At 64.7% G+C, this 24,428-nt stretch carries 24 protein-coding genes; 9 read left to right on the forward strand and 15 right to left on the reverse strand.

What is annotated here, in order from left to right; genetic code table 11:
* Positions 1-36: 36 nt before the first annotated feature.
* Positions 37-1,509, forward strand: a complete 1,473-nt coding sequence (gene coaBC / locus CK224_RS05610; RefSeq protein ID WP_210199646.1) for a bifunctional phosphopantothenoylcysteine decarboxylase/phosphopantothenate--cysteine ligase CoaBC — start codon at positions 37-39, stop codon at positions 1,507-1,509.
* Here coaBC and CK224_RS05615 read toward each other — a convergent pair.
* From CK224_RS05615 to CK224_RS05640, 6 genes are all read right to left on the reverse strand, one after another.
* Positions 1,506-2,957 carry an MFS transporter gene (locus CK224_RS05615; RefSeq protein WP_245425751.1) on the reverse strand — a complete coding sequence of 484 codons (1,452 nt, stop codon included), beginning with the start codon at positions 2,955-2,957 and terminating at the stop codon, positions 1,506-1,508. The genes coaBC and CK224_RS05615 overlap by 4 nt on opposite strands.
* Before the next feature lie 194 nt (positions 2,958-3,151).
* Complete coding sequence (locus tag CK224_RS05620; RefSeq protein WP_067002615.1) at positions 3,152-3,628, reverse strand: DUF992 domain-containing protein; 477 nt, start codon at positions 3,626-3,628, stop codon at positions 3,152-3,154.
* A gap of 189 nt (positions 3,629-3,817) precedes the next feature.
* Positions 3,818-4,669, reverse strand: a complete 852-nt coding sequence (locus CK224_RS05625; protein WP_095781083.1) for a tetratricopeptide repeat protein — start codon at positions 4,667-4,669, stop codon at positions 3,818-3,820.
* A gap of 136 nt (positions 4,670-4,805) precedes the next feature.
* Positions 4,806-5,069: a 30S ribosomal protein S21 gene (rpsU, locus tag CK224_RS05630; protein WP_040969057.1), complete on the reverse strand. Its 264-nt coding sequence runs from the start codon at positions 5,067-5,069 to the stop codon at positions 4,806-4,808.
* 177 nt (positions 5,070-5,246) lie between these two features.
* Complete coding sequence (locus CK224_RS05635; RefSeq protein ID WP_095781084.1) at positions 5,247-5,633, reverse strand: SET domain-containing protein-lysine N-methyltransferase; 387 nt, start codon at positions 5,631-5,633, stop codon at positions 5,247-5,249.
* A gap of 108 nt (positions 5,634-5,741) precedes the next feature.
* Entirely contained in the window at positions 5,742-6,500 is a 759-nt protein-coding gene (locus CK224_RS05640; RefSeq protein ID WP_095781085.1) for an SDR family oxidoreductase, read from the reverse strand.
* Positions 6,501-6,753: 253 nt separating this feature from the next.
* On the opposite strand from CK224_RS05640, the gene CK224_RS05645 reads away from it, so the two are divergent.
* From CK224_RS05645 to CK224_RS05665, 5 genes are all read left to right on the forward strand, one after another.
* Positions 6,754-8,007, forward strand: coding sequence for a sarcosine oxidase subunit beta (locus CK224_RS05645; RefSeq protein WP_095781086.1), 1,254 nt, complete (start codon positions 6,754-6,756; stop codon positions 8,005-8,007).
* A gap of 85 nt (positions 8,008-8,092) precedes the next feature.
* Positions 8,093-8,389, forward strand: coding sequence for a sarcosine oxidase subunit delta (locus CK224_RS05650; protein ID WP_095781087.1), 297 nt, complete (start codon positions 8,093-8,095; stop codon positions 8,387-8,389).
* Positions 8,386-11,394, forward strand: a complete 3,009-nt coding sequence (locus CK224_RS05655) for a sarcosine oxidase subunit alpha (RefSeq protein ID WP_095781088.1) — start codon at positions 8,386-8,388, stop codon at positions 11,392-11,394. Before CK224_RS05650 ends, CK224_RS05655 begins: the two co-directional genes overlap by 4 nt.
* Positions 11,387-11,971 (forward strand): sarcosine oxidase subunit gamma, encoded by a 585-nt coding sequence (locus CK224_RS05660; protein WP_095781089.1) that lies wholly within the window; start codon positions 11,387-11,389, stop codon positions 11,969-11,971. The genes CK224_RS05655 and CK224_RS05660 overlap by 8 nt, the downstream gene beginning before the upstream one ends.
* Before the next feature lie 85 nt (positions 11,972-12,056).
* Positions 12,057-12,275, forward strand: a complete 219-nt coding sequence (locus CK224_RS05665; protein WP_095778807.1) for a hypothetical protein — start codon at positions 12,057-12,059, stop codon at positions 12,273-12,275.
* Between the two features lie 87 nt (positions 12,276-12,362).
* Here CK224_RS05665 and CK224_RS05670 read toward each other — a convergent pair whose 3' ends face one another.
* From CK224_RS05670 to CK224_RS05690, 6 genes are all read right to left on the reverse strand, one after another.
* Positions 12,363-12,599, reverse strand: a complete 237-nt coding sequence (locus CK224_RS05670) for a DUF680 domain-containing protein (RefSeq protein ID WP_095781090.1) — start codon at positions 12,597-12,599, stop codon at positions 12,363-12,365.
* Positions 12,600-12,759: 160 nt separating this feature from the next.
* Positions 12,760-13,404 carry a TetR/AcrR family transcriptional regulator gene (locus CK224_RS05675; protein WP_095781091.1) on the reverse strand — a complete coding sequence of 215 codons (645 nt, stop codon included), beginning with the start codon at positions 13,402-13,404 and terminating at the stop codon, positions 12,760-12,762.
* Positions 13,405-13,509: 105 nt separating this feature from the next.
* Positions 13,510-13,665 (reverse strand): hypothetical protein, encoded by a 156-nt coding sequence (locus CK224_RS31875; RefSeq protein WP_245425754.1) that lies wholly within the window; start codon positions 13,663-13,665, stop codon positions 13,510-13,512.
* Between the two features lie 36 nt (positions 13,666-13,701).
* Positions 13,702-14,739 (reverse strand): phosphotransferase, encoded by a 1,038-nt coding sequence (locus CK224_RS05680; RefSeq protein ID WP_095781092.1) that lies wholly within the window; start codon positions 14,737-14,739, stop codon positions 13,702-13,704.
* On the reverse strand, positions 14,736-15,221 hold the full coding sequence (locus CK224_RS05685) for a MaoC family dehydratase (RefSeq protein WP_277816115.1): 486 nt from the start codon (positions 15,219-15,221) through the stop codon (positions 14,736-14,738). Before CK224_RS05685 ends, CK224_RS05680 begins: the two co-directional genes overlap by 4 nt.
* Positions 15,222-15,266: 45 nt before the next feature.
* Positions 15,267-16,082 (reverse strand): SDR family oxidoreductase, encoded by an 816-nt coding sequence (locus tag CK224_RS05690; protein WP_095781093.1) that lies wholly within the window; start codon positions 16,080-16,082, stop codon positions 15,267-15,269.
* Between the two features lie 114 nt (positions 16,083-16,196).
* Here CK224_RS05690 and CK224_RS05695 point away from each other — a divergent pair, with 114 nt between their 5' ends.
* The 3 genes from CK224_RS05695 (at position 16,197) to CK224_RS05705 (ending at position 19,003) form a co-directional block, all read left to right on the forward strand.
* Positions 16,197-17,438 (forward strand): acyl-CoA dehydrogenase family protein, encoded by a 1,242-nt coding sequence (locus tag CK224_RS05695; RefSeq protein ID WP_095781094.1) that lies wholly within the window; start codon positions 16,197-16,199, stop codon positions 17,436-17,438.
* Between the two features lie 5 nt (positions 17,439-17,443).
* Positions 17,444-18,481 carry a zinc-binding dehydrogenase gene (locus tag CK224_RS05700; RefSeq protein WP_095781095.1) on the forward strand — a complete coding sequence of 346 codons (1,038 nt, stop codon included), beginning with the start codon at positions 17,444-17,446 and terminating at the stop codon, positions 18,479-18,481.
* A 63-nt stretch (positions 18,482-18,544) separates the two neighbouring features.
* Positions 18,545-19,003 carry a hypothetical protein gene (locus tag CK224_RS05705; protein WP_067002590.1) on the forward strand — a complete coding sequence of 153 codons (459 nt, stop codon included), beginning with the start codon at positions 18,545-18,547 and terminating at the stop codon, positions 19,001-19,003.
* 27 nt (positions 19,004-19,030) lie between these two features.
* Here CK224_RS05705 and CK224_RS05710 read toward each other — a convergent pair whose 3' ends face one another.
* From CK224_RS05710 to CK224_RS05720, 3 genes are all read right to left on the reverse strand, one after another.
* Positions 19,031-22,162 carry an efflux RND transporter permease subunit gene (locus CK224_RS05710; RefSeq protein WP_095781097.1) on the reverse strand — a complete coding sequence of 1,044 codons (3,132 nt, stop codon included), beginning with the start codon at positions 22,160-22,162 and terminating at the stop codon, positions 19,031-19,033.
* Entirely contained in the window at positions 22,159-23,316 is a 1,158-nt protein-coding gene (locus CK224_RS05715) for an efflux RND transporter periplasmic adaptor subunit (protein ID WP_095781098.1), read from the reverse strand. Before CK224_RS05715 ends, CK224_RS05710 begins: the two co-directional genes overlap by 4 nt.
* A gap of 257 nt (positions 23,317-23,573) precedes the next feature.
* The gene (locus CK224_RS05720; protein WP_067002767.1) at positions 23,574-24,404 is read right to left on the reverse strand and encodes a MurR/RpiR family transcriptional regulator; all 831 of its coding nucleotides are present in this window, start codon (positions 24,402-24,404) and stop codon (positions 23,574-23,576) included.
* Positions 24,405-24,428 lie beyond the last annotated feature (24 nt).

A 24,428-nucleotide genomic window follows, 5' to 3' on the forward strand; every position in this document is an offset into this window, starting at 1 on the left:
TCATTGCCGGCGCTAGTTTGAAGCGGGTGCAATCAGATGGCCAGCATTACGATCCGCAACCTTGACGATGGAGTTAAGGACCTGCTGCGCCAATTGGCTGCCGAAAATGGCTGCTCAATGGAGGAGCAGGCCCGGGCGATGATCAGGGCGGCCGTTGAGGGCCGGGCAGGGCAGGCCGACCGCATCGACCAGATCGAGAAGACGTTGCGCGCGCTGACCGGCCCCGGCCAGCAAGCATCGCCGATCTCCAACTTTCTCGGCAAGTCATCAGTTCGCGGAACGCTCTCCGGCAAACGCGTCCTTCTCGTCATCGGCGGCGGGATCGCCGCCTACAAATCGTTCGATCTGATCCGGCGCCTGCGCGAGCGCGGCGCTTCTGTCCGGGTGGTAATGACATCAGCCGCGCAGGAATTCGTCACCACGCTGTCCGTCGGCGCGCTTTCGGCCGACCATGTTTTCACCGAGCTCTTCGATCGCAATGACGAGCACGATGTCGGCCACATAAGGCTGTCGCGCGAGGCCGATTTGCTGGTCGTGGCGCCGGCCACCGCCGACCTGATGGCGAAGCTCGCCAACGGCCATGCCAATGATCTCGCCTCGACGGTGCTGCTCGCGACCGACAAGAAAGTGCTGATGGCGCCGGCGATGAATCCGAAGATGTGGTCGCATCCGGCGACGCGGCGCAACCGGGCGACCTTGCAGAAGGATGGCATCGCCTTTGTCGGGCCGGCCAAGGGCGAGATGGCGGAAAGCAACGAGGCGGGCGAAGGCCGCATGGCCGAGCCGCTGGAAATCGTGGCCGCGATCGAGGCGATGCTCGACGAGAAGCCGCAGCCGCTTGCCGGCCGCAAGATCATCGTCACCTCGGGGCCGACGCATGAGCCGATCGATCCGGTGCGCTACATCGCCAACCGTTCGTCCGGCAAGCAGGGCCATGCTATCGCGGCGGCACTGGCGAAGCTCGGCGCCGATGTCCGGCTCGTGTCCGGTCCGGTCAACATCGCCGATCCGGCCGGGGTGAAGACCACGCATGTGGAAACAGCGGCCGAGATGAAGGAAGCGGTCGAGAGCCTTTTGCCGGCGGACGCGGCTGTTTTCGTCGCGGCCGTCGCCGACTGGCGCACCGCGAATGCCGCCGGTGAAAAGATCAAGAAGGTGGCAGGGAAGGGCCCGCCGTCGCTCAAGATGGTCGAGAATCCCGACATCCTGGCGGGCGTCGGCCATCATGCGCAGAGGCCCGGTCTTGTCGTCGGCTTTGCCGCCGAGACGCAGGACCTCATCGGCAACGCCGAGGCCAAGCTCAGGAAGAAGGGCGCCGATCTCATCGTCGCGAACGACGTCTCGCATGGGAGCGGCATCGGCTCTTCCGGCGTTATGGGCGGCGATCGCAACAAGGTGCGCATCGTCTCGCGCACGGGCATCGAGGAGTGGCCGGAGATGGGCAAGGACGAGGTGGCGACACGGCTCGCCGCATCGATTGCCGAGCGGCTGAAAACGACAGTGGTTTAGCTTGCCGCTGCCTGCGGTCGCATTGGCGGCAGCGCGATCCGCAGCGCGGCGATGCAGCCGAGGATCCCAAGCGGCACGAAGGCGAGGAAGAGCCAGCCGGCCACGCCTGCAGCCGCGTCACGACTGAGGCCTTGCGAGAAGCCGCTGGCGTTGGCCACAATGCCGGCAAGGGCCGCGCCCACCGCGTAGCCGATCCGCTGCATGGTCGGCACGGCGGCGGAAGCGATCGTCTGCTCGCCGTCGCGGGCCGAAGCGACGATGACACGCGTCAGGAACGGCCAGCAGACGCCGAAGCCGCCACCCTGCAGCAGAGCGCAGAGCAGGATCAGCGGGATCGAACCTGCGGGGATGGCGTAGGCGAAACTGGCAAGACCGGAGGCGATCATCAGCGCGCCGACGACGATGATCAGTCTTTCGCGTTCCAGCGGCGCATTGGCGATGAGGATCGACAGGATCGACCAGGCGATGGATTCGGCAGCGATGATATAGCCGGTGGTCAGGATCGGAATGCCGTGCAGCGTGGTGAGCAGCAGCGGCCCGTAAATGGTGAACGTGCAGGTCGCTACCGAGAAGGCCGCAACCATGGTCATGCCTGAGCCAAGCGGCGAGCGCCATGAGAACAAAGGTGCCGGAAACAGGCGCGAGCGCGGCCTGAGGGCATCGATGCGGAAGAAAAGCGCCAGGCCGATCAGCCCGACGGCCAGCAGCAGCGACGAGCGCAGCAGGGCGATGTCGATGCCGGCGGCAGCGATCAGCACGACGGCGATGGCGAGACAGGCAAGCGCCGGATAGGGAAAGGGCGGCGCCGTGCCGCTGCCCGCCTGCGGCCTCGTCGCCTCCGGCGTGTCCAGCACGATAAAGCTCGCCAGCGCCATCGCCGCGCCGCCGAAAGTGAAGACGCCAAAGGCCCAGCGCCACGACAGGAACTCGGTCATAACAGCGCCGAGCATCGGTCCGCTGAAGGCGGCGACGCCCCAGATCGCCGACATGATGCCGAAGAGCTGCGGCCAGATGTTGCGCGGAAAGAGACGCTCGACCGAAACGAAGGCGAGCGACACCAGCGCGCCGCCGCCAAGTCCCTCGACCAGCCGCCCGGCGAGGAAGAACGGCATGGAGGGTGCCGTCGCGCAGATCAGCGCGCCTGCCGCGTAGAGCAGGGCAGCGATCATCATGTTGGAGCGCAGCGCGACATAGCTCACCAGCCGCCCGGCGGCCGCACCCGCGACGATGGCGCCGAGCTCATAGATCGCCAGCGACCAGCCAACGAGCTGCACGCCGGCCAACTCGCCGACCATGGCCGGCATCACCGTCGCCACCATGGTCTCGTTGGTGGCATGCAGCAGGATGCCGAGACTGACAAAGCAGAAACGCGCCAGGTCGCCGCTTGCCCACAGTGCTCGCCAGTCCACCTTGTTGCCGGCCACCTTGCCGCCGCCTGCTGCCGTCACGTCGATCTCCCGCTTGTTTTCCGCAACCTCATCCACATTGCGAACGAAGCGCCAGATCCAGTTCGGCAGGGCTTGTAGAACCTCAAGCGCAGTTGAGCTCAAGAGGCATTTCGGCGATATCGGCGAGCAGCGCGCTAAAAATTCGGCCCGGAGCGAGAGTCCCGGGCCGTATCGGTGCTAACTGATTTGAAATTTCACTTATAGGAGTGGACGAGGTCCAGCGAAGCCACGGCAACAGCGAGGTTGACGCCGGTCTGCGCCTGGACGCTCAGCGGCTCGAGCATGAAGGCGCCGTCGAGGCCGCCGACCAAAAGATTGGCGCCGCCACCGGTCACGACGCTCGCCTCCGCGTTGACGCCGTAATAGCTGCCGGCGAGATCGCCTGCGTCATGGTGGCGGGTGGCGGCGAGAACCGCCCAGACAAGCTGACCTTGATGCGTCCGGCCGATATCGACGCCGAGCTTGGAGATCATGCCCGTGTATAGCTCGGCCGGGCCGTGATGATAGGGGCGGAAGACGCAGGACACGCCCTTGTTGGAGGTGATGACGTAACCGGTGCCTCCGTCGATGGTGCAATCGAGCGTGCCGAGCCGGAGCGTGCCGGCGCTGACCGGAGAAGCGAGGACCGTGGCGGCAAGCGCGGCGGCGGCACAGGCAAGTGTCTTGATCATCGGAAAGGTCCTTTCGCAACAAACGGCCCCGGTTAAACGGTCGAGGTGCGAGGAGCGTTCCGCCCAAAACTTGGCGCGAGCATGGCGAGCCAACACATCGCCGTTGGCGACTAACGGCCACATCGGCGTGTCAGCGCCGCAATAGACCCATCGCGGGCGACCGGACCCCCGGGCGGCCTTAGCTTCCGATCAGCTGGCGCCGGCCGAGGTGCGCGACAGGCCGTCCTTGGCGGGTTGGTAGTTCGGGTCGAGGTGGACAGCTTCGCGGTAGGACTTGGCCGCCCTTTCCTTGTCGCCGCGTCGCTCGTAGATCAGCGCCTGGTTGGCCCAGGCCTCGGCGTTCTTGCCGTCGAGCTTGATGGCCATGTTGAAGTCGGCGAAGGCGTTGTCCTCGTCATTCATGGCCAGATAGGACAGGCCGCGGCCGTTGTAGGGCTCGGCTGCGTCCGGCGCCAGCGAAATGGCGGTCGAGAAATCCTCGATGGCGAACTTATGCTGGCCCTGGCTCTGATAGATCAGGCCGCGATTGTGGTAGGCGCGGGCGTCGGTCGTGTCGAGTTGGATCGCCTTCTGGAAATCGTTGAAGGCGTCGTTGACGCGGCCGGCCTTGCGATAGAGATTGCCGCGGCCGATATAGGCGGCGTCGTAATTGGCGTTGATCTGGATCGAGCGGTTATAGTCGGCAAGCGCTGCTTGCTGGTTGCCCAGGAAACGCCGGATGAGCGCCCGGTTCGAATAGGCCTGATAGAAGTTCGGATTGAGCTGGATGGCGGTGTCGAAATCCTTGAGCGCCGCCTGGTACTGGCCGCCGCGGCCATAGGCCGAGCCGCGCACATTGTAACCCTCGGGATCCTGAGGATTGCGCTGGATGACAGCCGACAGCGAGGAGATGTTCTCGGTCGAGCCTTGCGCCTTGTCGATACTGTTGAACTCCCCCGTCGGGGCCGTCTGGCATGCTGCAAGGGTCAGGCCCGAAAGCAGGGCCGCCGTCAGGGCGAAGCCGCGAAAAGCGGTTCTGCGCTCCACGGTAATTGCGTTCATCTCAGTCCTCACTGGCGCCGCGCCGTCAGGTCCGTTCCCTCTCCGAACCGGCTCGAACACATAAACAAAAAGGTGGCGGCGATTCCGCATCGCGCCACCCTCGGTATCCTTCGAAAAGGACGAAAAATTGACGGTATCAGCGCGGCGAACGCGATGCGCCGGCAGCACCAGCCGGAGCCGGGCGCGGGGTCATCGGCAGCAGGCCTTCGCGCTGGGCGCGCTTGCGGGCCAGCTTGCGGGCGCGGCGGACGGCTTCCGCCTTCTCGCGGGCACGCTTCTCGGACGGCTTTTCGTAGTGACCGCGCATCTTCATTTCGCGGAAAATACCTTCGCGCTGCATCTTCTTCTTCAGCGCGCGAAGCGCCTGATCAACGTTGTTGTCGCGGACGAGTACCTGCACGTGCAATCCTGTCTTCGGGTTTGAAATCTCAGGCAAGCAGCCCATAGCCGCATGCCCCCGCAGTGACCTGCACCGCGAATTGTGCCGGCTGATAGCAGAATCAGGCCGTGCTGTCCACCGTTGATTGCAGGAAACCGCGATCGGAAGCCCGAGCGCCGTGCCTTGCCGGTCTGAGCCTTAGGCGGTCGCCAGATGCAGACGGGCGAAATCCTCAAAGAATTCGCCATAGTCGCAAGTGATTTCCTCGCCGGCCGCGATATCCCGGGTCGCTGTGGCGCCACCATATTGGGAGAAATCCGTGTTCGGCCGCTCGGAATGGTTCATGAAGCGGCCATTGTCGACCTCATATACCATGAAACCCGGCTTGTCCGGGCTCGGATAGGCGTAGCGGTCGAGCAATTCCTTGAGATGCGGCGGCGCCTTCTCGTATTTCTCCATGGGGATCAGCCGGTCGAAATCGGGATCGAGCCGCCAGATGGAGGCACCTTTCCTGACCGGCTCGGCGGCGAAAACGCCGACGCCTTCGATGGCGCTCTGGGCTACATAGGTTCTGATCAGCAGCATCGTTCCGATCCGTTTTCGACGGGAAACCAAATCGTCAAAACGGACCGGAATGCAAGGCCCCGTCGCGCGATTTCAGCGGATGAGCATGGCTGCCGACCGTCAGATGATTCACGTCCGATTGATCGAAACGCCACCATCGGCAAACAGTGCCGTGCCAGTGGTGAAGCTTGAGGCGTCCGAGGCAAGGTAGAGCGCGGAGCGGGCGATCTCCTCGGGCTGCGCCATGCGCTTCAGTGCATGGATACCTTCGACGAAGGCACGCGCCTCGGGCGTCGTGGTCGTGGCGCCGGGCGTGTCGATGCCGCCGGGCAACAGCGCGTTGACGCGCAGCCCTTTCGGGCCGTATTCGGCGGCCAGCACCTGCGTCAGCCCGATCAGCCCCGCCTTGGCGGCGGCATAGGCGGCCATGCCCGGCATGCCGGCGGTATAGCCGACGAAACTCGAGGTGAAGATCAGCGAGCCGCCGCCGCGCTCCAGCATCGCCGGGATCTGGTGCCTTGCGGCGAGGAAGGCGCTGGTCAAATTGGTGTCGATCGTGTCGTGCCAAGTCGCCGGCGCCATCTCCGGTACCGGCGCCATCAAGCCGACGGCGCCCGCATTGTTGAAGGCAATGTCGAGGCCGCCGAACCTTTCGACCGCAAGCTCGACCAGAGCTCTGGCATAGGCTTCGTCCCGGACATCGCCGGCGAGTGCAATTGCGGTTCCACCGGCCGTCTCGATTTCGCCGACGAGTGCATCGAGCTCGGCCCGGCGGCGCGCCGCGACGACGACACTGGCGCCCTGCTCGGCGAATAGACCGGCCGTGGCGCGGCCGATGCCGGAGCTGGCGCCGGTGACGATGGCAACCTTGTTGGTGAGTGCGAACATTTCTCATCCTTTCTCTATGCCGGTCCAGCCGGTGGTGGGATGCTTGGTCGCAAATCGGCATTTCGGCAGCCACCCGAAAGCTGACTTGCCGATCGGAATGCGAGTTGTCGGGCATGCGCCGCGCAGCCCCGGCGCAAAACGGCAAGCGCCGTCGCAAACAGCGCAAGGGTGGCTACGCGCTTTCGCTAGTGATACACCACGCGCGCCGGGGAATGCCCGGCCGAGATCCGCGATTTTTGGCGCGAGGCTGAACGTGAAGAAATACTCCGTATTCGCCATTGCCCGCGAGGCGATGCGCGGCCACAAGGGCTGGGAAGAGCAATGGACCTCACCCGAGCCGAAGAAGGAATACGACGTCATCATCGTCGGCGCCGGCGGCCACGGCCTGGCCACCGCCTATTATCTGGCGAGCGAGCACGGCATCACCAATGTCGCGGTGCTGGAAAAGGGCTGGCTCGGCGGCGGCAACACCGGCCGCAACACCACCATCATCCGCTCCAACTATCTCTATGACGAAAGCGCCGGCATCTACGACCATGCGCTGAAGTTGTGGGACGGACTGAGCCAGGAGCTCAATTACAACGTCATGTATTCGGCGCGCGGCGTCATGATGCTCGCGCACAATGTGCATGACGTTCAGGTGTTCAAGCGCCACATCCATGCCAACCGCCTCAACGGCATCGACAATGAGTGGCTGACGCCGGAACAGGCGAAGGAGTTCTGTCCGCCGCTCAACATTTCCAAGGAGGCGCGCTATCCGGTCATGGGTGCCGCGCTGCAGCGCCGCGGCGGCACGGCCCGCCACGATGCGGTCGCCTGGGGTTATGCGCGCGGCGCCTCGGCGCGCGGCGTGCACATCATCCAGAACTGCGAGGTCACCGGCGTCAAGCGTGCGGCCAACGGCGCGGTCACCGGCGTCGAGACGACGCGCGGCTTCATCGGCGCCAAGAAGGTCGGCGTCGTCGCGGCCGGCCATTCGTCGGTCATCATGGATATGGCCGGCGTGCGCATGCCGTTGGAGAGTTATCCGTTGCAGGCGCTGGTCTCGGAGCCGGTCAAGCCGGTGGTGCCATGCGTCATCATGTCGAACACGGTGCACGCCTATATCTCGCAGTCGGACAAGGGCGAGCTGGTCATCGGCGCCGGCACCGACCAGTATATCTCCTATTCGCAAACCGGCGGCCTGCACATCCTGCAGCACACGCTCGACGCCATCTGCGAAATGTTCCCGATCTTCACCCGCATGAAGATGCTGCGCTCCTGGGGCGGCATCGTCGACGTGACCCCCGACCGCTCGCCGATCCTGGCTAAGACGCCGGTCAAGGGCCTCTATGTCAATTGCGGCTGGGGCACCGGCGGCTTCAAGGCGACGCCAGGTTCGGGCAACGTCTTTGCCCACACCATCGCCAGGGACGACCCGCACCCGATCAACGCGCCCTTCACGCTCGAGCGCTTCCGCACCGGCCGTCTCATCGACGAAGCGGCGGCGGCGGCGGTGGCGCATTGATGATGGCCGAGATGGCCTGCCAGAGGCTTTGCGATCAACCGGCCGGCGTCCGCGTCGGCCATGGAGAATTGTAGGATCAACCTAGATGCTTCTCATCCGCTGTCCCTATTGCGAGGAAGAGCGCCCGGAACTCGAGTTCCGCAATGCCGGCGAGGCGCATATCGCGCGCCCGACCAACATTGCCGCCGAAAGCGAAGACGATTTCGAGAAATTCTTTTTCATCCGCTCGAACCCGAAAGGCGTCATCTATGAGCGCTGGCGGCATATCCATGGCTGCGCCCGCTTCTTCAACGCCGTGCGCGACACCGTCACCGACAAGTTCGTCATGACCTACAAGGCCGGCGAGCCGAGGCCCGCGAAGCTGCCTGGAGCCTCGAAATGAACGCGTCGTTCCGCATCTCCGGCGCCGGGCGCCTCAGCCAGGCCAAGACAGCCTCGTTCAGCTTCGACGGCAAGTCCTATCTCGGCATCGAAGGCGACACGCTGGCCTCGGCCTTGCTCGCCAACGGCGTCCATCTGGTCGGCCGATCCTTCAAATACCATAGGCCGCGCGGCTTCCTGTCGGCCGGCGCGGAAGAGCCCAACGCGCTGGTGCAGATCGTTCGCGACGACGCGCGCAAGACACCGAATGTGCGCGCGACCGTGCAGGAGCTCTATGACGGGCTCACCGCCAATTCGCAGAACCGCTGGCCCTCGCTCGCCTTCGATGTCGGCGCGGTCAACGACATTGCCTCGCCGATGTTCTCGGCCGGCTTTTACTACAAGACCTTCATGTGGCCGAAGTCGGCCTGGTTGAACTTCTATGAGCCGAAGATCCGCGCGACGGCCGGCCTTGGCGTTTCCCCCGACCGGCCGGATCCCGACCATTATGCGGCGCGCTACGCGCATTGCGACGTGCTGGTGCTGGGCGGCGGTGCGGCCGGCATCGCCGCAGCGCTTGCCGCAGCCGAAACCGGCGTGCGGGTGATCCTCGCCGACGAGCAGGCCGAATTCGGCGGCAGCCTGCGCTTCGAGAGCGGCGCCAGGATCGATGGCGAGGACGGCTTTGCCTGGGCACAAGCCGCGATCGCCAAACTCAAGGCGATGGACAATGTCCGAGTGCTGTCGCGCACGACAGCTTTCGGGTACTACGCGCAGAACTTCGTCGGCCTGGTCGAGCGGGTCAGCGACCATCTCAAGAGCCCCGGCCGGGAGCTGGCGCGCGAGCGCCTGTGGCAGGTTCGCGCCAAGCGGGTCGTGCTCGCGACCGGCGCGATCGAGCGGCACATGGTGTTCGCCAACAACGACCGGCCGGGCGTCATGCTGGCATCGGCGGCGCGCACCTACCTCAACCACTATGGCGTGGCGGTCGGTAGGAATGTCGGCGTCTATACGGCAAACGACTCGGCCTACGCGGCCGCGATCGACCTGAGGAAGGCCGGCGTCAATGTCGCTGCCATCGTCGACCTGCGCGACAACCCGTCGGGGGCGGTGATCGACGAAGCGAGGAGCCTCGGCATCGAGATCAATTTCGGTCGCGCTGTGGTTAGCGCCGGCGGCAAGCTGCGCGTATCGTCGATGACGGTGCAGCCGAAGAACGGCGGCGGCGAGCGCAGGATCGCGGTCGACGCCATCCTGATGTCCGCCGGCTGGACGCCGTCGGTGCATCTGTTCTCGCAGTCGCGCGGCAAGGTCGCCTTCAACGAGGAGGCGCGACGCTTCGTGCCGGGGACGTATGCGCAGGACTGCGTCTCGGTCGGCGCCTGCAACGGCACGGACGGTCTGGAGGCAACGGTCGACGAGGCCTATGCGGCAGGCGCCCAGGCGGCAAGGGACGCCGGCGGCAAGGATTCCAGCGGCAAGATGGGCAAGGGCGCCAAGCCGAAGGTCGATGCCAGTGAAAGCTGGTCACGCGGCATGCTTGGCGCTGCGCCCGGCGCCGGGCCGGGCACCACGGTCAAGGCCTTCGTCGATTTTCAGAACGATGTCACCGCCAAGGACATTCGCCAGGCGGTGCATGAAGGCATGCACTCGATCGAGCACGTCAAGCGCTTCACCACCAACGGCATGGCGACCGACCAGGGTAAGACGTCGAATATGCACGGCCTGGCGATCGCCGCCGAGACGCTCGGCAAGCCGATCCCGCAGGTTGGTCTCACCACGTTCCGCGCGCCCTATACGCCGGTCACCTTCGGCTCGATCGTCGGCCATGCGCGTGGCGCGCTGTTCGACCCGACGCGCCGCACGGCGACGCATGGCTGGGCGGCCGCCCAAGGTGCCGTGTTCGAGGATGTCGGCCAGTGGAAGCGCGCCTGGTATTTCCCGAAAGCCGGCGAGGACATGCACGCCGCTGTCAACCGCGAATGCGTCACGGTGCGCAAAGCGGCCGGCCTGTTCGACGCCTCCACGCTCGGCAAGATCGAGGTCGTCGGGCCGGATGCGGCGAAGTTCATGGAGCTGCTCTACACCAACCCGTGGGAGAAGCTGGAGCCCGGCCGCTGCCGCTACGGCATCATGCTGCGCGAGGACGGCTTCATCTATGATGACGGCGTCGTCGGCAGGCTGGCGCCGGACCGCTTCCATGTGACGACGACCACCGGCGGCGCGCCGCGTGTCATGCATCACATGGAGGATTATCTCCAGACCGAGTTCCCGCATCTCAATGTCTGGCTGACCTCTATCACCGAGCAATGGGCGGTGATCGCCGTGCAGGGGCCGAGCGCGCGGAAAATCATCGAACCTTTGGTCGAAGGCATCGACATGTCGGACGAGGCACTGCCGCATATGTCGGTGCGCGAAGGCAAGATCTGCGGCGTGCCGACGCGGCTGTTCCGCATGTCTTTCACCGGCGAGCGCGGCTTCGAGGTCAACGTGCCGGCCGACTACGGCGAAGCGGTGTGGGAAGCGCTGTGGACCGAAGGCCAGAAGCATGGCGCGACCGCTTACGGCACCGAAACAATGCACGTGCTGCGCGCCGAAAAGGGCTACATCATCGTTGGCCAGGATACGGACGGCACGGTGACGCCGAACGATGCCGGTCTCGACTGGGCGGTCGGCAAGAAGAAGACCGATTTCGTCGGCATCCGCGGCATGATGCGCGCGGATCTCGTCGCCAACGGCCGCAAGCAACTGGTCGGCCTGAAGACCAAGGATCCGAAGGTCGTGTTGGAAGAAGGCGCGCAGATCGTCGAGGATCCGAAACAGGCGATCCCGATGAAGATGATCGGCCACGTCACCTCCAGCTACTGGTCGGAGAACTGCGGGCGCTCGATCGCGCTGGCGCTGGTCGCCGGCGGCCGTGATCGCATGGGCCAGACGCTCTATGTGCCGATGCCGAACGGCACGATCGAGGTGGAGGTCACCGGCATGGTGTTCGTCGACGAAAAGGGGGAGCGCCTCAATGGCTAAGGCTGCCGCCAAGACAAAAGCCGCCGACGCTTCAGCTGCCGTCGAACGGCGTCCGGCACTTGCCGGCCGCGCGGTGTCGGCGCCGGGCGTCAAGGTCGAGATCCTACCGCCGGCCGAACGCATCTCGCTGCGCGCGCCCGAAGCTTCCGTCGCCGCGCTCTCCAAGGCGCTCGGCGTGACGCTGCCGTCGAAGCCGAAGACCTCGGCGGCGAAAGGCGGGCGCACCGCCTTATGGCTCGGACCGGACGAATGGCTGGTGATCGACGATGCCGGCAACGATCCGCTGGCCGACTGCGCCAAGGTTTCGGCGCTGCACTCCGCGGTCGGCATCTCGCATCGCAATGTGGCGATCTCGGTTGCAGGGCCGGCGGCCGCGGTGACGGTCAATTCCGGTTGCCCACAGGACCTGTCGCTCGAGGCCTTCCCGGTCGGGGCAGCATCGCGCACCATTCTCGGCAAGTCCGAGATCGTGCTGCTGCGTACCGCTGAAGACACGTTCCGGGTGGAATGCTGGCGTTCCTTCTCGGACTATGTATTTACTTTGCTGTCGGAAGCGGCGAGCGACGCGGCGAACTGATCCTGCGCCAACCGGTCCGAACGGGCCGGCCTCGGGGAACCTTCACCGGTCCGGGCCGTTTCTGCGGCTTGCGAGGAGAGTGCCGATGCCGTCCAAATCCGCGCCGAAGACGCCCAAGAAGACAGAGGCGGTCCGTTCGCTGGAGCGGGATCGCGAGATCGAGGAAGAAGAGCTCGAGGAAGGCCTCGAGGACACCTTCCCGGCCAGCGATCCGGTGTCGATTACCAGCACCACCATCCCCGGCGGGCCGGCAAAGCCTGGCAGGGCCAAGACCTTGCCTGGAATGAAGTCGCGCAAGAAGTAGAGCCGCCGCCGCAGTCAAATTGGGCTTCAGGCGAAACGAACAACGGGCGGCCAAGCGCCGCCGGTTTTCGTTCGCGATTTGGCCTGATTAGAGGCCGGGTACGAACCAAGGGTTCACGTCGATACCGAGCCGCGGGCCCTTGGTCGTCTGGATGTTGGCGGCATCGGGCTTTTCCACCGAGCCGGTCGCGGCGCAGTCGAGCGCCTGATTGGTGTGAGTCTGGGTGCAGGCCGCAGGGGCGTGCTTGGCCGGCTGGCTCCCGCCAGCGAAAGCGGCGCCCGAGAAAGCCAGCAAGGCAGCGAGCGCGAGGATTGTCTTTTTCATCTTTCCGTCTCCAATCGTACATGTACGACACAACGTACAGATACGGTTAATGGAAGCTGAATTCAAGAGGGAATTTGTACGCGTACGACAAATTAGCTTGAACCGAGTAACTGGCGTCGCAAATCAAGCGACCGGCGTTGTGTCAAGCCGGCGAAGCCGGTCAGCAGTTGACCGGTGTTTCGGTGAGCGGGGGTATGTCCTGCGCCGACAACGAGGCCAGCATGAAATCGCACATCCGCTTCACATAGGCCTGGGGGTCGCCGAACGGATAGAAGGGAAAGGTGATCAGCAGCGAGATCGTGCCGTGGCCGACGGTCCACAGCATGGTGGCTATGGCGCGCGGGTCGCCTTTGAGCTTGCCGGCTGCGACGCAGGCCTCGACCCTTTTGATCAGCACCTTCATCGCCGGATTGCCCTGTTCCATCTCCTCGTAGCTCCGGCCTTCCGGCAGCCGGGTCTTCTCTGTCATGAAGACGGTGCGGTATTCATTGGGATTGCCGAGCCCGAAGGCGGCATACTCGGTCATCACAGCCCGCAGCGCCTCAACGGGATCGTCTGCCGGGTGCTCCTCGATGCGGCGGGCAAGCGTTTCGAACGCGTCCTCGGCGAGCGCGAACAGGATGTCCTGCTTATCGGCAAAATAGGAATAGACCGACATCGGCGCGTAGCCGACCCGCTTGGCAAGCTTGCGAATGGTAAGCCCTTCGTAGCCCTCTTCCTGCACAAGCTTGTGAGCTGCGTCGACCAGTTCGGAACGAAGCTCGGCTTTCTGTTTCTCGCGGCGTTTCTGAACGCTCAGCGGCAATTTCCGCCTGCCTTTATGCTTGGTTGCCTGACAAAATTATATACGCTGTACGGAAACGGACAAGGGAGCGGCCTGGTTCCCCAAGATACGCCTAACGCTTTGTTCCTACTTAATTCCGAACAGAAAAGCCGCTGCCCACTTTTTCCGAACTGGATCGCGCTGATGCCGCCGTCCAGCGCCTGCGCATGGCCGCGAGCCCTCAGTGGCGAAGGCTTTGGCCGCGCCGCTGCCGAGACCGCCTGTCGCACCGGTGATCAGCACCGTCGCTCCATCGAAACGGCGCGTGGCTTGGCTCCCTCAACTTTTCTTGTCAATCAGTTCCACCGCCAGCGCGGCGAGCAGCTTCACCGCCTCGCCATAGGTCCTGGCCTTTTCCGGGTTGGAGGCATTGCCGTCCAGCGCGCGGCGGTAGACACCCTGGCAGATCGCCGCCAGGCGGAAGAAGGAGAAGGCGAGGAAGAAGGTCCAGTTGCCGATGCCGTCGATGCCGCGCCGGCGGCAATAGGCGGCGACATAGGCCTCCTCGGACGGCAGGCCGATCGAGGCGCGGTCGATGCCGTCTAGGCCGCGAAAGCCCGACGCATGCGGCAGCCGCCATTGCATGCATTGATAGGCGAGGTCGGCAAAAGGATGGCCAAGCGTCGACAGTTCCCAGTCGAGCACGGCGATGACCTTGGGCTCGTCCTTGGCGAAAATCATATTGTCCAATCGGTAGTCGCCATGCACCAGCGAGACCCGGCCGTCATCGGCCGGCATATGCGTCTCCAGCCAGGTCATCAGCCGATCCATAGCGGCTATGCTTTCGGTTTCGGAGGCGCGGTACTGACTTGTCCAGCGCGCGAACTGGCGCTCGAAATAGCTGCCGGGCTTGCCGAAATCGCCTAAGCCCACAGCCTCGACATCGACTTGGTGCAGGGCGGCGAGGGTCGCATTCATGGCGTCGTAGATCGCGGCACGCTCGCCATTGCCTGATGTATCCGGCAGCGTCGGATCCCAGAAGATGCGCCCGTCGAGGAACTCCATGACGTAGAACATGCGGCCGATCGGCGTCACCTCGCCTGAAAGATGGAGCATGCGCGGCACCGGCACGGAGGTCGTGCTCAGCGCCTGCATGACCCGGAATTCGCGGTCGACCTGATGTGCCGATTTCAGCAACTGCCCCGGCGGCTTGGCGCGCAGCACGTAGCGGCCGCTGGCGGCGGTCAGCAGATAGGTCGGGTTCGACTGTCCGGACTTGAATTTTTGGGCCGCGCAAAGCTTGGAAAAACCAGGCACATGCGCTTCGAGATAAGGCGCAAGCGCTGCTTGGTCGAGCGCGTTCGCGTCGCCGCTCATGCGGTCTCGGGCTGGCGCTCGATCAGCGTCAGGGTCAGCCAGCGCGCGGTGAGCGCCGGCTTCTTCGATCCTTCGATTTCGATGGTGACGTCGTGCGCCGTCTGCACCCATCCCGAAGGCCGCACCTTGACGTCGGCCAGCACGAAATGGGTGCGGATGCGCGAGCCGGTCTTCACCGGCGCCAGGAAGCGCAGCGTGTCGAAGCCGTGATTGACGCCCATCTTGGTGTTTTCGATCGGCGGCATGGTCTCGAAGGTCATGGCCGACAGCAGCGACAGCGACAGGAAGCCGTGCGCGATGGTGCCGCCGAACGGCGTCTCGCGCGCGGCCCGTTCCGGATCGCAATGGATGAACTGGTGATCGTCGGTGGCGTCGGCGAACTGATCGATCATGCGCTGCGTCACCGTGCGCCAGGGCGACACGCCGACTTCCTTGCCGACGCTGGCCAGAAGCGTATCGAGACTGATCGGTTCCACGCTGATGTCCTCCGCACCCCGCCCGGATCGCGATTGCTTGAACCGGGCGTCCTACTCCTTGAACAATGTCATCCCGTGCTGCACCGACTGGCCGCCGTCGATCGGCAGGATGGCGCCGGTGACATAGCTTCCGGCACGGCTGCACAAATAGAGCGTTGCGCCAGCAATGTCATCCGCCACGCCGATGCGGCCGAGCGGAACATGGCTGCCGACACGTTTCGCCTGCTCCTCCGTGGCGGTGGCAAAGGCCGTCATCCGGCTCTGGAAGGGACCGGGCGCAAAGGCGTTGACGGTGATGCGGCGGGCGGCGAATTCGATTGCCAGCGTGCGCGTCAGGTGATGCACCGCAGCCTTGGAGGCGGTGTAGGAATAGGCATCGTCGGCCAGCGGCTGCGTGCCCATCACCGAGCCCAGATTGATCACGCGGGCCGGGTCATCGTCGCTTGCTGCGGCATCGAGCAGCGGCAAAAGCTCGCGCGTCAGATGGAAGACGGCGGTGACGTTGACGCCGAACACCTTGGTCCAGGCGTGGTAGGGAAACTCTGCGAGCGGCGCGCCCCAGGAAATGCCGGCATTGTTGACCAGGATGTGCAGCCGGTCCGTTCGGACCTTCACCTCGGCAACCAGCGCGGCGATGCCCGCTTCGCTGGACACGTCGCCGGCAAATCCCTCGGCCCGACCGGAGCTGCCCTGCGCGTTGATTTCGTCGGCGACCCGCACACAGTCCTCGCCCTTGCGCGAGGCGATCATCACGGAGGCGCCGGCCTGCACCAGTCCGGTCGCGACCATGCGGCCTATGCCGGTTGCGGCACCGGTCACAAGCGCGGTCTTGCCGGCGACCGAGAACAGCTTGTCGAGATAGCTCATCCAAATTCCTCCCGCGCACCTCGTCCCGGCCGGAACCGAAGGACTCGCGTTGACAAGGCTAGCCGAAGTACGGTCATCCTTGCCACGGATAAAGAAGCGAAAGGGTCGGAACCGATGGCGGACATGAACCTCGGCATGACCGAGCGGCTGAAGCCGATCCATCAGCGCGTGGCCGCGATGGTGCGCGACGAGATCGCGCCGCTCGGCGAGGAGTTTCTCGCCGAGGTCGGCAGAAACGGTGACCGCTGGACTTACACGGCCAGGCAGACCGAAATCCTCGAAGGGCTGAAGAAGACGGCGCGGGAGCGCGGGCTGTGGAACTTCTGGCTGACCGATTCCAAGCGCGGCTACGGCCTGTCGACGGTCGAATATGCCTATCTGGCGGAGGAGATGGGCAAGGCGCATCTCGGCGCCGAGGCCTTCAACTGCTCGGCGCCCGATACCGGCAATATGGAAGTGCTGGAGCGCTACGGCTCAAAAGAGCACAGGCGGCAGTGGCTGGAGCCGCTGCTCGAAGGGAATATCCGCTCGGCCTATCTGATGACCGAGCCGGACGTCGCCTCATCCGATGCCACCAATATTTCGATGCGCTGCGAGCGGCAGGGCGACGACTATGTGCTTAACGGCGAGAAATGGTGGGCGTCCGGGGCCGGCGACCCGCGCTGCGCCATCTATATCGTCATGGTGAGGACCGGCTCGGACGAGGAGCCACAGCATCGCCGGCATTCGATGATCCTGGTGCCGGCGGAGAGCGAGGGGATCACCAAGCTCCGTCCAATGCAGGTCTATGGCGACGACGACGCGCCGCATGGCCATATGCATCTGAGGTTCGAGGATGTGCGGGTGCCGGCGGCGAACCTGATCCTCGGCGAGGGCAGGGGCTTCGAGATCGCGCAGGGACGGCTTGGGCCAGGCCGCATCCATCATTGCATGCGTGCGATCGGCCAGGCCGAGATGGCGCTGGAGATGCTGTGCCAGCGTTCGGTGCGGCGCGAGGCGTTCGGCCAATCGCTGGCAAAGCTCGGCGCCAATTTCGACATCGTCGCCGAATGCCGCATGGAGATCGAGATGGCGAGGCTCCTGTGCCTGAAGGCAGCTTGGATGATCGACCAGGGCGATGCACGCGCTGCGGCCCCTTGGATCAGCCAGATCAAGGTGGTAGCGCCGCGCGTCGCGCTCAAGGTCACCGACGAGGCGGTGCAGATGTTCGGCGCGCAAGGCATCAGCCAAGATACGCCGCTCGCCCGCTCGTGGACGCATCTGAGAACTCTGCGATTGGCCGACGGGCCCGACGCCGTGCACCGGCGGCAGGTGGCGCGCGCCGAGCTCAGGAAATACACGCAGGAGAAGATCTGACCGCCATGACGCTTCCATCGGAAATGCGAGGCTTGCTGCTTGTCGGCGACGGCTACAGCAAAACGCCTTCGGCCAGCGTGCCGGAGGCGATGGAGCCTTATTTGAAGCCCGGCAGCATCGCCGTGCCGGCGCCTGGTCCGACACAAGCGCTGATCAAGGTCAGTCTCGCCTCAATCAACCCGTCCGATATCGCCTTCATCACAGGGCAATACGGCCAGCCCCGTGTGCAGGGCCGGCCGGCCGGATTTGAGGGCGTCGGAATCGTGGCCTCGACTGGCGACGATCCATACGCAAAAAGCCTTGCGGGCAAGCGCGTCGCCTTCGCCACCGGCGTGTCGAACTGGGGTGCTTGGGCAGAATACGCGGTCGCCGAGGCGGCTTCCTGCATTCCACTGCTCGACACGGTGCGCGACGAGGACGCCGCGGCGATGATCGTCAATCCGCTGACCGCCTTAGCCATGTTCGACATCGTCAGAGAGGAGGGTGAGAAGGCCTTCATCATGACTGCCGGCGCCAGCCAGCTCTGCAAGCTGATCATCGGGCTGGCGAAAGAGGAGGGTTTTCGGCCGATCGTCACTGTGCGCCGCGACGAGCAGATCCCGCTGCTGAAAGAGCTGGGCGCCGCCCATGCGCTCAACGAGAAGGCGGCGGATTTCGAGGCCGCGCTGCGCGAGGTGATGAAGGCGGAGCAGCCCCGCATCTTCCTGGACGCAGTGACCGGACCGCTTGCCTCGGCCATCTTCAACGTCATGCCGAAGCGCTCGCGCTGGATCGTCTATGGGAGGCTCGACGCCGAGGCGACTGTCATCCGCGAGCCCGGCCAACTGATCTTCCAGCACAAGCGCATCGAAGGCTTCTGGCTGGCCGAATGGATGCGGCAGTTCCGCGACCGGCTCGGCCCGGCGGTGCTGGAGGCGCAGAAGAGGTTTTCCGACGGGCGCTGGTCGACGGATGTGACGGCGGTGGTGCCGCTGGACGAGGCCATGGCCAGGCTGCCGGACGAGCTGGCCAAGCCGAACGGCAAGGTGTTTGTTAAGCCCTGATCAAAATAACTCGAGGTCGCGTCTATGAGGCTACGGTGGTTTGTCGGATTCGTCCTGGTGTCAATGGCAGGTACATTTAGTGCCGAGGCCGCCGACAAGTTCCCGCCCATTTGGCGTAAGTCGATGACCAATGATCCGGGTACGAACTATTTTCTCAATAAATATTCGGCCTCTTTGAATGATCCAGCATCGACCGCAATAAGAAATATCATGCTGGCGCGCGTCGTCGGCTCTGAATGCCAGTCATCGCGGCTCAGCAAGGCCAAGGTCAGGGCCTATCGCGATAGCATGCTCGGCTCGCTTTCGTCGGATGCATTGAAAGCGGCTGCATTCGCAGCCGGCAGCGAATTGCGCAACTTCGACTATGAAACGCTCGCGCATCTTTGTGCCGGCATCGATTATCAGTTTGGGCCGAAAGGAGTGCTCATAGCTGGTGCCGTTTCGTCAGGCAAAGGCGAGCCAAGATATTCCTACGATCAGCGCAATCCATACATTCGGCTGCCCGAATTCACCGGCAAGTAGCTGCGCTGCCTGGCTCGTGCTCGTCCACTATTCCGCCGGCTCGACATTGGCATAGGCGGCTTGCTCGAGTTCACGCTTCACGCGGGCTTCCTCATGCGCCTTGGGCGTGACGAAGCGCCCAAGCAAGAGATAGGCGACAGGGGTCAGGAAAAGCGTGGAGACGGTCGCCAGGCCAAGGCCGCCGACGATCACCCAACCGAGCGCCACGCGCGCCTCGGCGCCTGCGCCTGAAGCCAGCACCAGCGGCACGCCGCCGAGCACGGTGCAGATCATCGTCATCATCACCGGGCGAAGGCGAATGGTGGCGGCCTCTTCGATCGCCTCGCGCACGCCAAGCCCGCGATCGCGCAGCTGGTTGGCGAACTCGACGATCAGGATGCCGTTCTTGGCCATGACCCCGACCAGGAGGACCAGGCCGATCTGGCTGTAGGCGTTGAGGCTGGTGCCCGACAAAAGCAGCGCGAAGATGGCGCAGGCGAGCCCGAGCGGCACTGTCGCCATGATGATGACGGCGCTGACGAAGCTCTCGAACTGGGCCGCCAGCACCAGAAGGATGATGACCAGCGCGAAACCGAAGATGGTCGCCATGGCGCTGTTGCTCTCGCCGAGCGTCGCCGCCTCGGCCAGCGGCACGATCCGCGCGTCCGACGGCAGCAGCGGTGTTGCGATCTCCTCGGCACGCGTCAGCGCATCGCCGAGCGCGAAGCTGCCGCCGAGATTGGCGGTGATCGCCACCGACGGCTGCTGCTGCTCGCGAGTGAGGGACGGCGGCACGGCGCGCTCGGTCAGCGTGGCGATGGTCGACATCGGCACGAAGCGGCCGTCCGACGTTTTGAGGAAGATATTTTCCAGATCCGTCGGATCGTTGATCGGATTGGTGGTCGAGACCAACTTCACGCCATAGCTGCGGTCGGCGATGTAGACGTCGACGACATCGTTGCCGTCGAGCATCGCCTGCAGCGTGTCCGCAAGCCCGGTGATGTCGATGCCGAGGTCGGAGGCGCGCTCGCGGTCGATGGCAACGGCAAGCTGCGGCTGCGTAAGGTCGACGGAGAGTCGCGGTGCTTGGAAGCGTCGATCCTGCCGCATCTCCTCGACGATCTGCACCGCCGCCGCGCTTAGCGCCTTGCGGTCGTTGCCGACCAGGGCGAATTGCAGGCCGCTGCCGGCGCCGCGGATGCGAAGGCTGTTGGGCTGAACCGGGAAAACGCGGACGCTTGGCACCTGCTTCGTCAGGCGGCTGATCTCGGCCATGATCTCCTGCTGACTGCGCGTCCGCTCGGCCCACGGCGCCAGCGTCATCACCATGAAGCCGCTATTGTAGGCGCCGTTGTTGCCGGCATTCGCGAAGGTGCTGCGGATCTCGCCGGAATCGCGCAAAGGCTGGATCAGCCGCTCGATCTTGCGCATCTGCTCGGTCGTGTAGTCGAGGCTGACTCCTTGCGGCGCGTTGATGCGCAGCAAAACGACGGCGCGGTCTTCGGTCGGCGTCAGCTCCTGACGTATCGTGCCGAACAAAGTGAAGGCGGTGCCAGCGAAGAGCATAGCGACGAGCACTACGATCCAGGGGGCGCCGAGGCAGGCATGCAGGCAGCTCATGTAGAGCCGATGCAATGCGCCGCCGATGCGAGCGCCCACGCCGCTGCCACCTTCGTGGTGAAGAGAGGCGCTAGTCAGCATGCGCGAGGCGAGCATCGGGCAGAGCGTCAGCGCCACGACGCAGGAGAGCAGTACCGACATCGCCAGCACGAAGCCGAACTCGCGAAAGAGCCCGCCGGTCTGTCCCGGCAGGAAGGAGATCGGCACGAAGACGGCGACCAGGGTCAGCGTCGTGGCAACGACGGCGAAGAAGACTTCCTGGGTGCCGAGCACGGCGGCCGCGCGCGGCCCCATGCCCTCGTTGCGGCGGCGCACGATATTTTCGAGCACCACGATGGCGTCGTCGACGACGAGGCCCGTCGCCAGAACCAGCGCCAGCAGCGTCAGGATGTTGATGGAAAAGCCGGCGAGATAGATCGCGGCGATGGTGCCGATCATGGCGACCGGCATCGACAGGCCCGGGATCAGCGTCGCGCGCCAGTCGAGCAGGAAGGCGTAGATGACGATCAGCACGATCGAGACGGAAAGCGCGAGCGCGATCTCAACCTCGTGCACCGCGCCGTTGACGAAGACGGCATCGTCGCTTGTGACCTTGATCGACATGCCTTGCGGAAGATTTGCCTGGAGTTTCTCGACGGCAGCCCTGACGCCGGTCGATATATCGAGCGTGTTCGATTCCGCCTGGCGGATGATGCCGAGGCCGATGCCGGTTTTGCCGTCGGAGCGCAATGAGGTCTGGCCGATGTCGGGGCCGAGCGTCACGGTGGCGACGTCGCGGATGCGCGTCGCGCCGCCGATGACGATGCTCTCGAATTCCTCCGGCGTGGTCACGTCGGCCGTCGTGCGCACGACGAGGTCCTGGTTGGTGGTGGTGATCGAGCCGGCCGGGGAATCGAAGGCGACGGAGGCGAGCGCCTTGCGCAAATCCGCCACGGTGAAGCCATGGCTTGCCAGCTTGTTCTGGTCGACGTCGATGCGGAAGATCTTGTCGCGGTCGCCGGATACCTGAACGTCGGCGACCCCTGGGACGGCGGCGAGCTCGTCCTCGATGCGGTCCTGGACCAGCACCGTCATGTCCTGCACCGACATGGTGTCGGACGTGACCGCCAGCCGCATCACCGGGTCGGAATTGGCGTCGGCCTTGACGATGCGCGGCGCATCGGCGGTCTCGGGCAGTTGGTTGGTGATGCGGCTGACGGAATCGCGGACATCGGAGGCGGCGACATTGAGATCGACGCCGTCGTTGAACTCGATGGTGACGCGGCTCTGGCCGAAAGATGAAGTCGACGAGATCGACTTGACGCCCGAGACGCGCGCGACGGCGCCTTCGATCGGGTCGGTCAACTCGCGGTCGACGGTTTCGGCGGCCGCGCCCTCGAAGGTGGTGTTGACGGTGATGACCGGGCGGTCGACATCCGGCAGTTCGCGGATTTCGACGCCCCAGAAGGCTGCGAGGCCGGCGACCGCGATCAGCGTATTGAGCACGAAGGCCATGACCGGCCTGCGGATAAAGAGCGCGGTCAGGCCCGATCCCGCGGTCTGGTCGCCGGCGGCGCTCATGAGCCTTCGGCCGCGGTGGCGCGGTCCTCGCCGGCGGTCCGGACGTCGCCGCCTTCGCTGACACTCTCCGTGCCTTCGGTCACGACCATATCGCCGCTCTCGACGGGAGCATCGATCAGCACCGTCTCGGTGTTGCGCTGGATGATGCGCACCGGCACGCGCTTTGCCTTGCCGTTTTCGACGGTCCAGATATAGGCGCCGTCGGTGCCCCACTGGATGGCCAGTGGGCTGACGGCCGGATAGGTGTCGCCGGGGAATTTCATGGCGATCTGGAACGACATGCCGGCGCGCAGCGAATCCGCCGGGTTGGCGATCGTCGCCTTGACGAGCAGCGTGCGGCTGTTCTCGTCGATATGGTTGTCGATGGCCGAAACCGTGCCGGAATAGACCTGGTTGGGGTTGGCCAGCGGCGTGGCCGACAATCGCTGTCCGACCTTTACAGCGGCGGCAAAACGCTCCGGCACCCAGAAATCGACCAATATGCTCGAGCGGTCGTCAAGCGTCGCGATCGCCGACTGGCTGGTGACATAGTTGCCGGCGGCGATCGGCAGGATACCGACAGTGCCTTCGATAGGCGCGACGACCGAGCGGCGCTCGAGCGCGAGCTCGGCATCGCGCAGCGCCAGCTTGGCATTGGCGAGCGCCACCTCGGCATCCGCGACGGCAACTTGCGTGGCGGCATTGGAGGCTCGCAGCGACTTGACCCGGTCGAGCTTCGCTTGGGCGTCGTCGAGCGCGACCTTGGCACGGTCGCGCGCAATCACTTCCGTCTCCGAATCGAGCCTGGCGATGACATCGCCTTTTTCGACATGGGTGCCGGACTGCACCGGCAGTTCGGTGAGGCGGCCGGAAGAGTATGGATTGACGGTGACTGTCGCATTGGCGCGGCCGGTCCCGATCGCCTGAAGCCTGTCGTTGATGGTGGCGGTGCCGGCAGGGGAGGCGACAATGGTCACGATCTGGCCGCCGCGGTTGCGACCGGACCGGGCCGAACCGGTCTCGATGCTTCCCGTGACGGGGGGCGTCGCCGCAATCGCCCAGTCCATTCCCCAGCGTGCCAATACCTCAGGCGCGCCGGGATAGAAGCGCGCCCAGGCGGCCGCAGCGGCAACCACGATCACCAGCGCAAGAACAATCTGTTTCCAGCTCGACATTGACACTCCAGCGGCAGAATCGTCCGCCGGTTCCAAGTGGAAGCAGGCTGAGCGACGATACGGCGTGAGAGCGATACCGGCCACGCCACATCATAATATCAGCGTTTTATGGCAATTATCACGCAAACGTGCACATTAAATCTCGGTAACGTGAAGCGGGATCATCGCTTCGGCCCCATCTTTTGCCGCAATTTGGGGGGGCGCCGGCCGCCATTCGGTCAAAGCAAAACCGAACGGAAGCCGTTGCCTGGAACTGCCTAGCGCAGGCTCTCCAGGTCGCGGATGCGCTTGGCGCCGGCGGCTTCGAGCTGCCTTGTAACCGCGCCGATCAGCGTTTCGGCGACGACAAAGAGGGCGGCGGATGAATCCCAGGCCGAAGGCACGGCGGTACGCCCGGCGATCACATGGCGGGCGAAGCGGGCGATCGGCGAGAGCCACTGATCGGTGAAGAGCACGATTTGGACGCCGCGCTGGTGCGCCTTTTCGGCAAAGCGGAGCAGACTTTCCTGGTAGCGCCTGATGTCGAAGATAACCAGCACGTCGCGCTTGCCCATGTCGATCAACCGGTCGCGCCAGATGCTCTCCTGGCCCGCGAGGTGGTAGACGTCTGGCTGGATGATGGCGAGATGGGCTGCCATGTAGCGCGCCAGCGGATCGGTGAAGCGGCCGCCGATCAGAAAGGTCTTGCCGCGGCGCTCGGCAAGCCGTGCGGCAATGTCGGCCAACTGCTTGTCGGTAAGGTGCCGGAACGTCTCGCGCATGTTGTCGAGCGTCGCCTCCAGCATCGGCGAAACGGCGCCGCCATTGGCGGGCGACGCCGAGTTGAGCGTGCGAGAGGCCGGCGACTGCAATTGCGCGGCCAGTTCATCCTGCAGCGCCGATTGGAATTCGGGATAGTTCTGGAAGCCTAACCTGGCGACGAAACGCAGAATCGTCGGTGAGGAGACTCCCGCCGCGGTCGAGAACTCGGCCACCGTCTTCAGCCCGGTCAGCGGATAGTTGGCAATCAGCGTCTGCGCGGCGCGGCGCTCGCCTGCCGGCATGGTGCCGATGCGGTCCGAAATCAGTTCGGCAATACTGGAGATCATCGTTTTCCCCACCCTTTGACCCGG

Source organism: Mesorhizobium sp. WSM3862, assembly GCF_002294985.1.
Classification (GTDB): Bacteria; Pseudomonadota; Alphaproteobacteria; order Rhizobiales; family Rhizobiaceae; genus Mesorhizobium.

Excerpts from the sequence above, each read along its gene's own strand:
- coaBC (WP_210199646.1), top strand. The coding sequence starts at position 37 with ATGGCCAGCATTACGATCCGCAACCTTGACGATGGAGTTAAGGACCTG.
- CK224_RS05620 (WP_067002615.1), bottom strand. The coding sequence starts at position 3,628 with ATGATCAAGACACTTGCCTGTGCCGCCGCCGCGCTTGCCGCCACGGTC.
- CK224_RS05625 (WP_095781083.1), bottom strand. The coding sequence starts at position 4,669 with ATGAACGCAATTACCGTGGAGCGCAGAACCGCTTTTCGCGGCTTCGCC.
- CK224_RS05635 (WP_095781084.1), bottom strand. The coding sequence starts at position 5,633 with ATGCTGCTGATCAGAACCTATGTAGCCCAGAGCGCCATCGAAGGCGTC.
- CK224_RS05640 (WP_095781085.1), bottom strand. The coding sequence starts at position 6,500 with ATGTTCGCACTCACCAACAAGGTTGCCATCGTCACCGGCGCCAGCTCC.
- CK224_RS05650 (WP_095781087.1), top strand. The coding sequence starts at position 8,093 with ATGCTTCTCATCCGCTGTCCCTATTGCGAGGAAGAGCGCCCGGAACTC.
- CK224_RS05655 (WP_095781088.1), top strand. The coding sequence starts at position 8,386 with ATGAACGCGTCGTTCCGCATCTCCGGCGCCGGGCGCCTCAGCCAGGCC.
- CK224_RS05660 (WP_095781089.1), top strand. The coding sequence starts at position 11,387 with ATGGCTAAGGCTGCCGCCAAGACAAAAGCCGCCGACGCTTCAGCTGCC.
- CK224_RS05665 (WP_095778807.1), top strand. The coding sequence starts at position 12,057 with ATGCCGTCCAAATCCGCGCCGAAGACGCCCAAGAAGACAGAGGCGGTC.
- CK224_RS05670 (WP_095781090.1), bottom strand. The coding sequence starts at position 12,599 with ATGAAAAAGACAATCCTCGCGCTCGCTGCCTTGCTGGCTTTCTCGGGC.
- CK224_RS05680 (WP_095781092.1), bottom strand. The coding sequence starts at position 14,739 with ATGAGCGGCGACGCGAACGCGCTCGACCAAGCAGCGCTTGCGCCTTAT.
- CK224_RS05690 (WP_095781093.1), bottom strand. The coding sequence starts at position 16,082 with ATGAGCTATCTCGACAAGCTGTTCTCGGTCGCCGGCAAGACCGCGCTT.
- CK224_RS05695 (WP_095781094.1), top strand. The coding sequence starts at position 16,197 with ATGGCGGACATGAACCTCGGCATGACCGAGCGGCTGAAGCCGATCCAT.
- CK224_RS05700 (WP_095781095.1), top strand. The coding sequence starts at position 17,444 with ATGACGCTTCCATCGGAAATGCGAGGCTTGCTGCTTGTCGGCGACGGC.
- CK224_RS05705 (WP_067002590.1), top strand. The coding sequence starts at position 18,545 with ATGGCAGGTACATTTAGTGCCGAGGCCGCCGACAAGTTCCCGCCCATT.
- CK224_RS05710 (WP_095781097.1), bottom strand. The coding sequence starts at position 22,162 with ATGAGCGCCGCCGGCGACCAGACCGCGGGATCGGGCCTGACCGCGCTC.
- CK224_RS05715 (WP_095781098.1), bottom strand. The coding sequence starts at position 23,316 with ATGTCGAGCTGGAAACAGATTGTTCTTGCGCTGGTGATCGTGGTTGCC.
- CK224_RS05720 (WP_067002767.1), bottom strand. The coding sequence starts at position 24,404 with ATGATCTCCAGTATTGCCGAACTGATTTCGGACCGCATCGGCACCATG.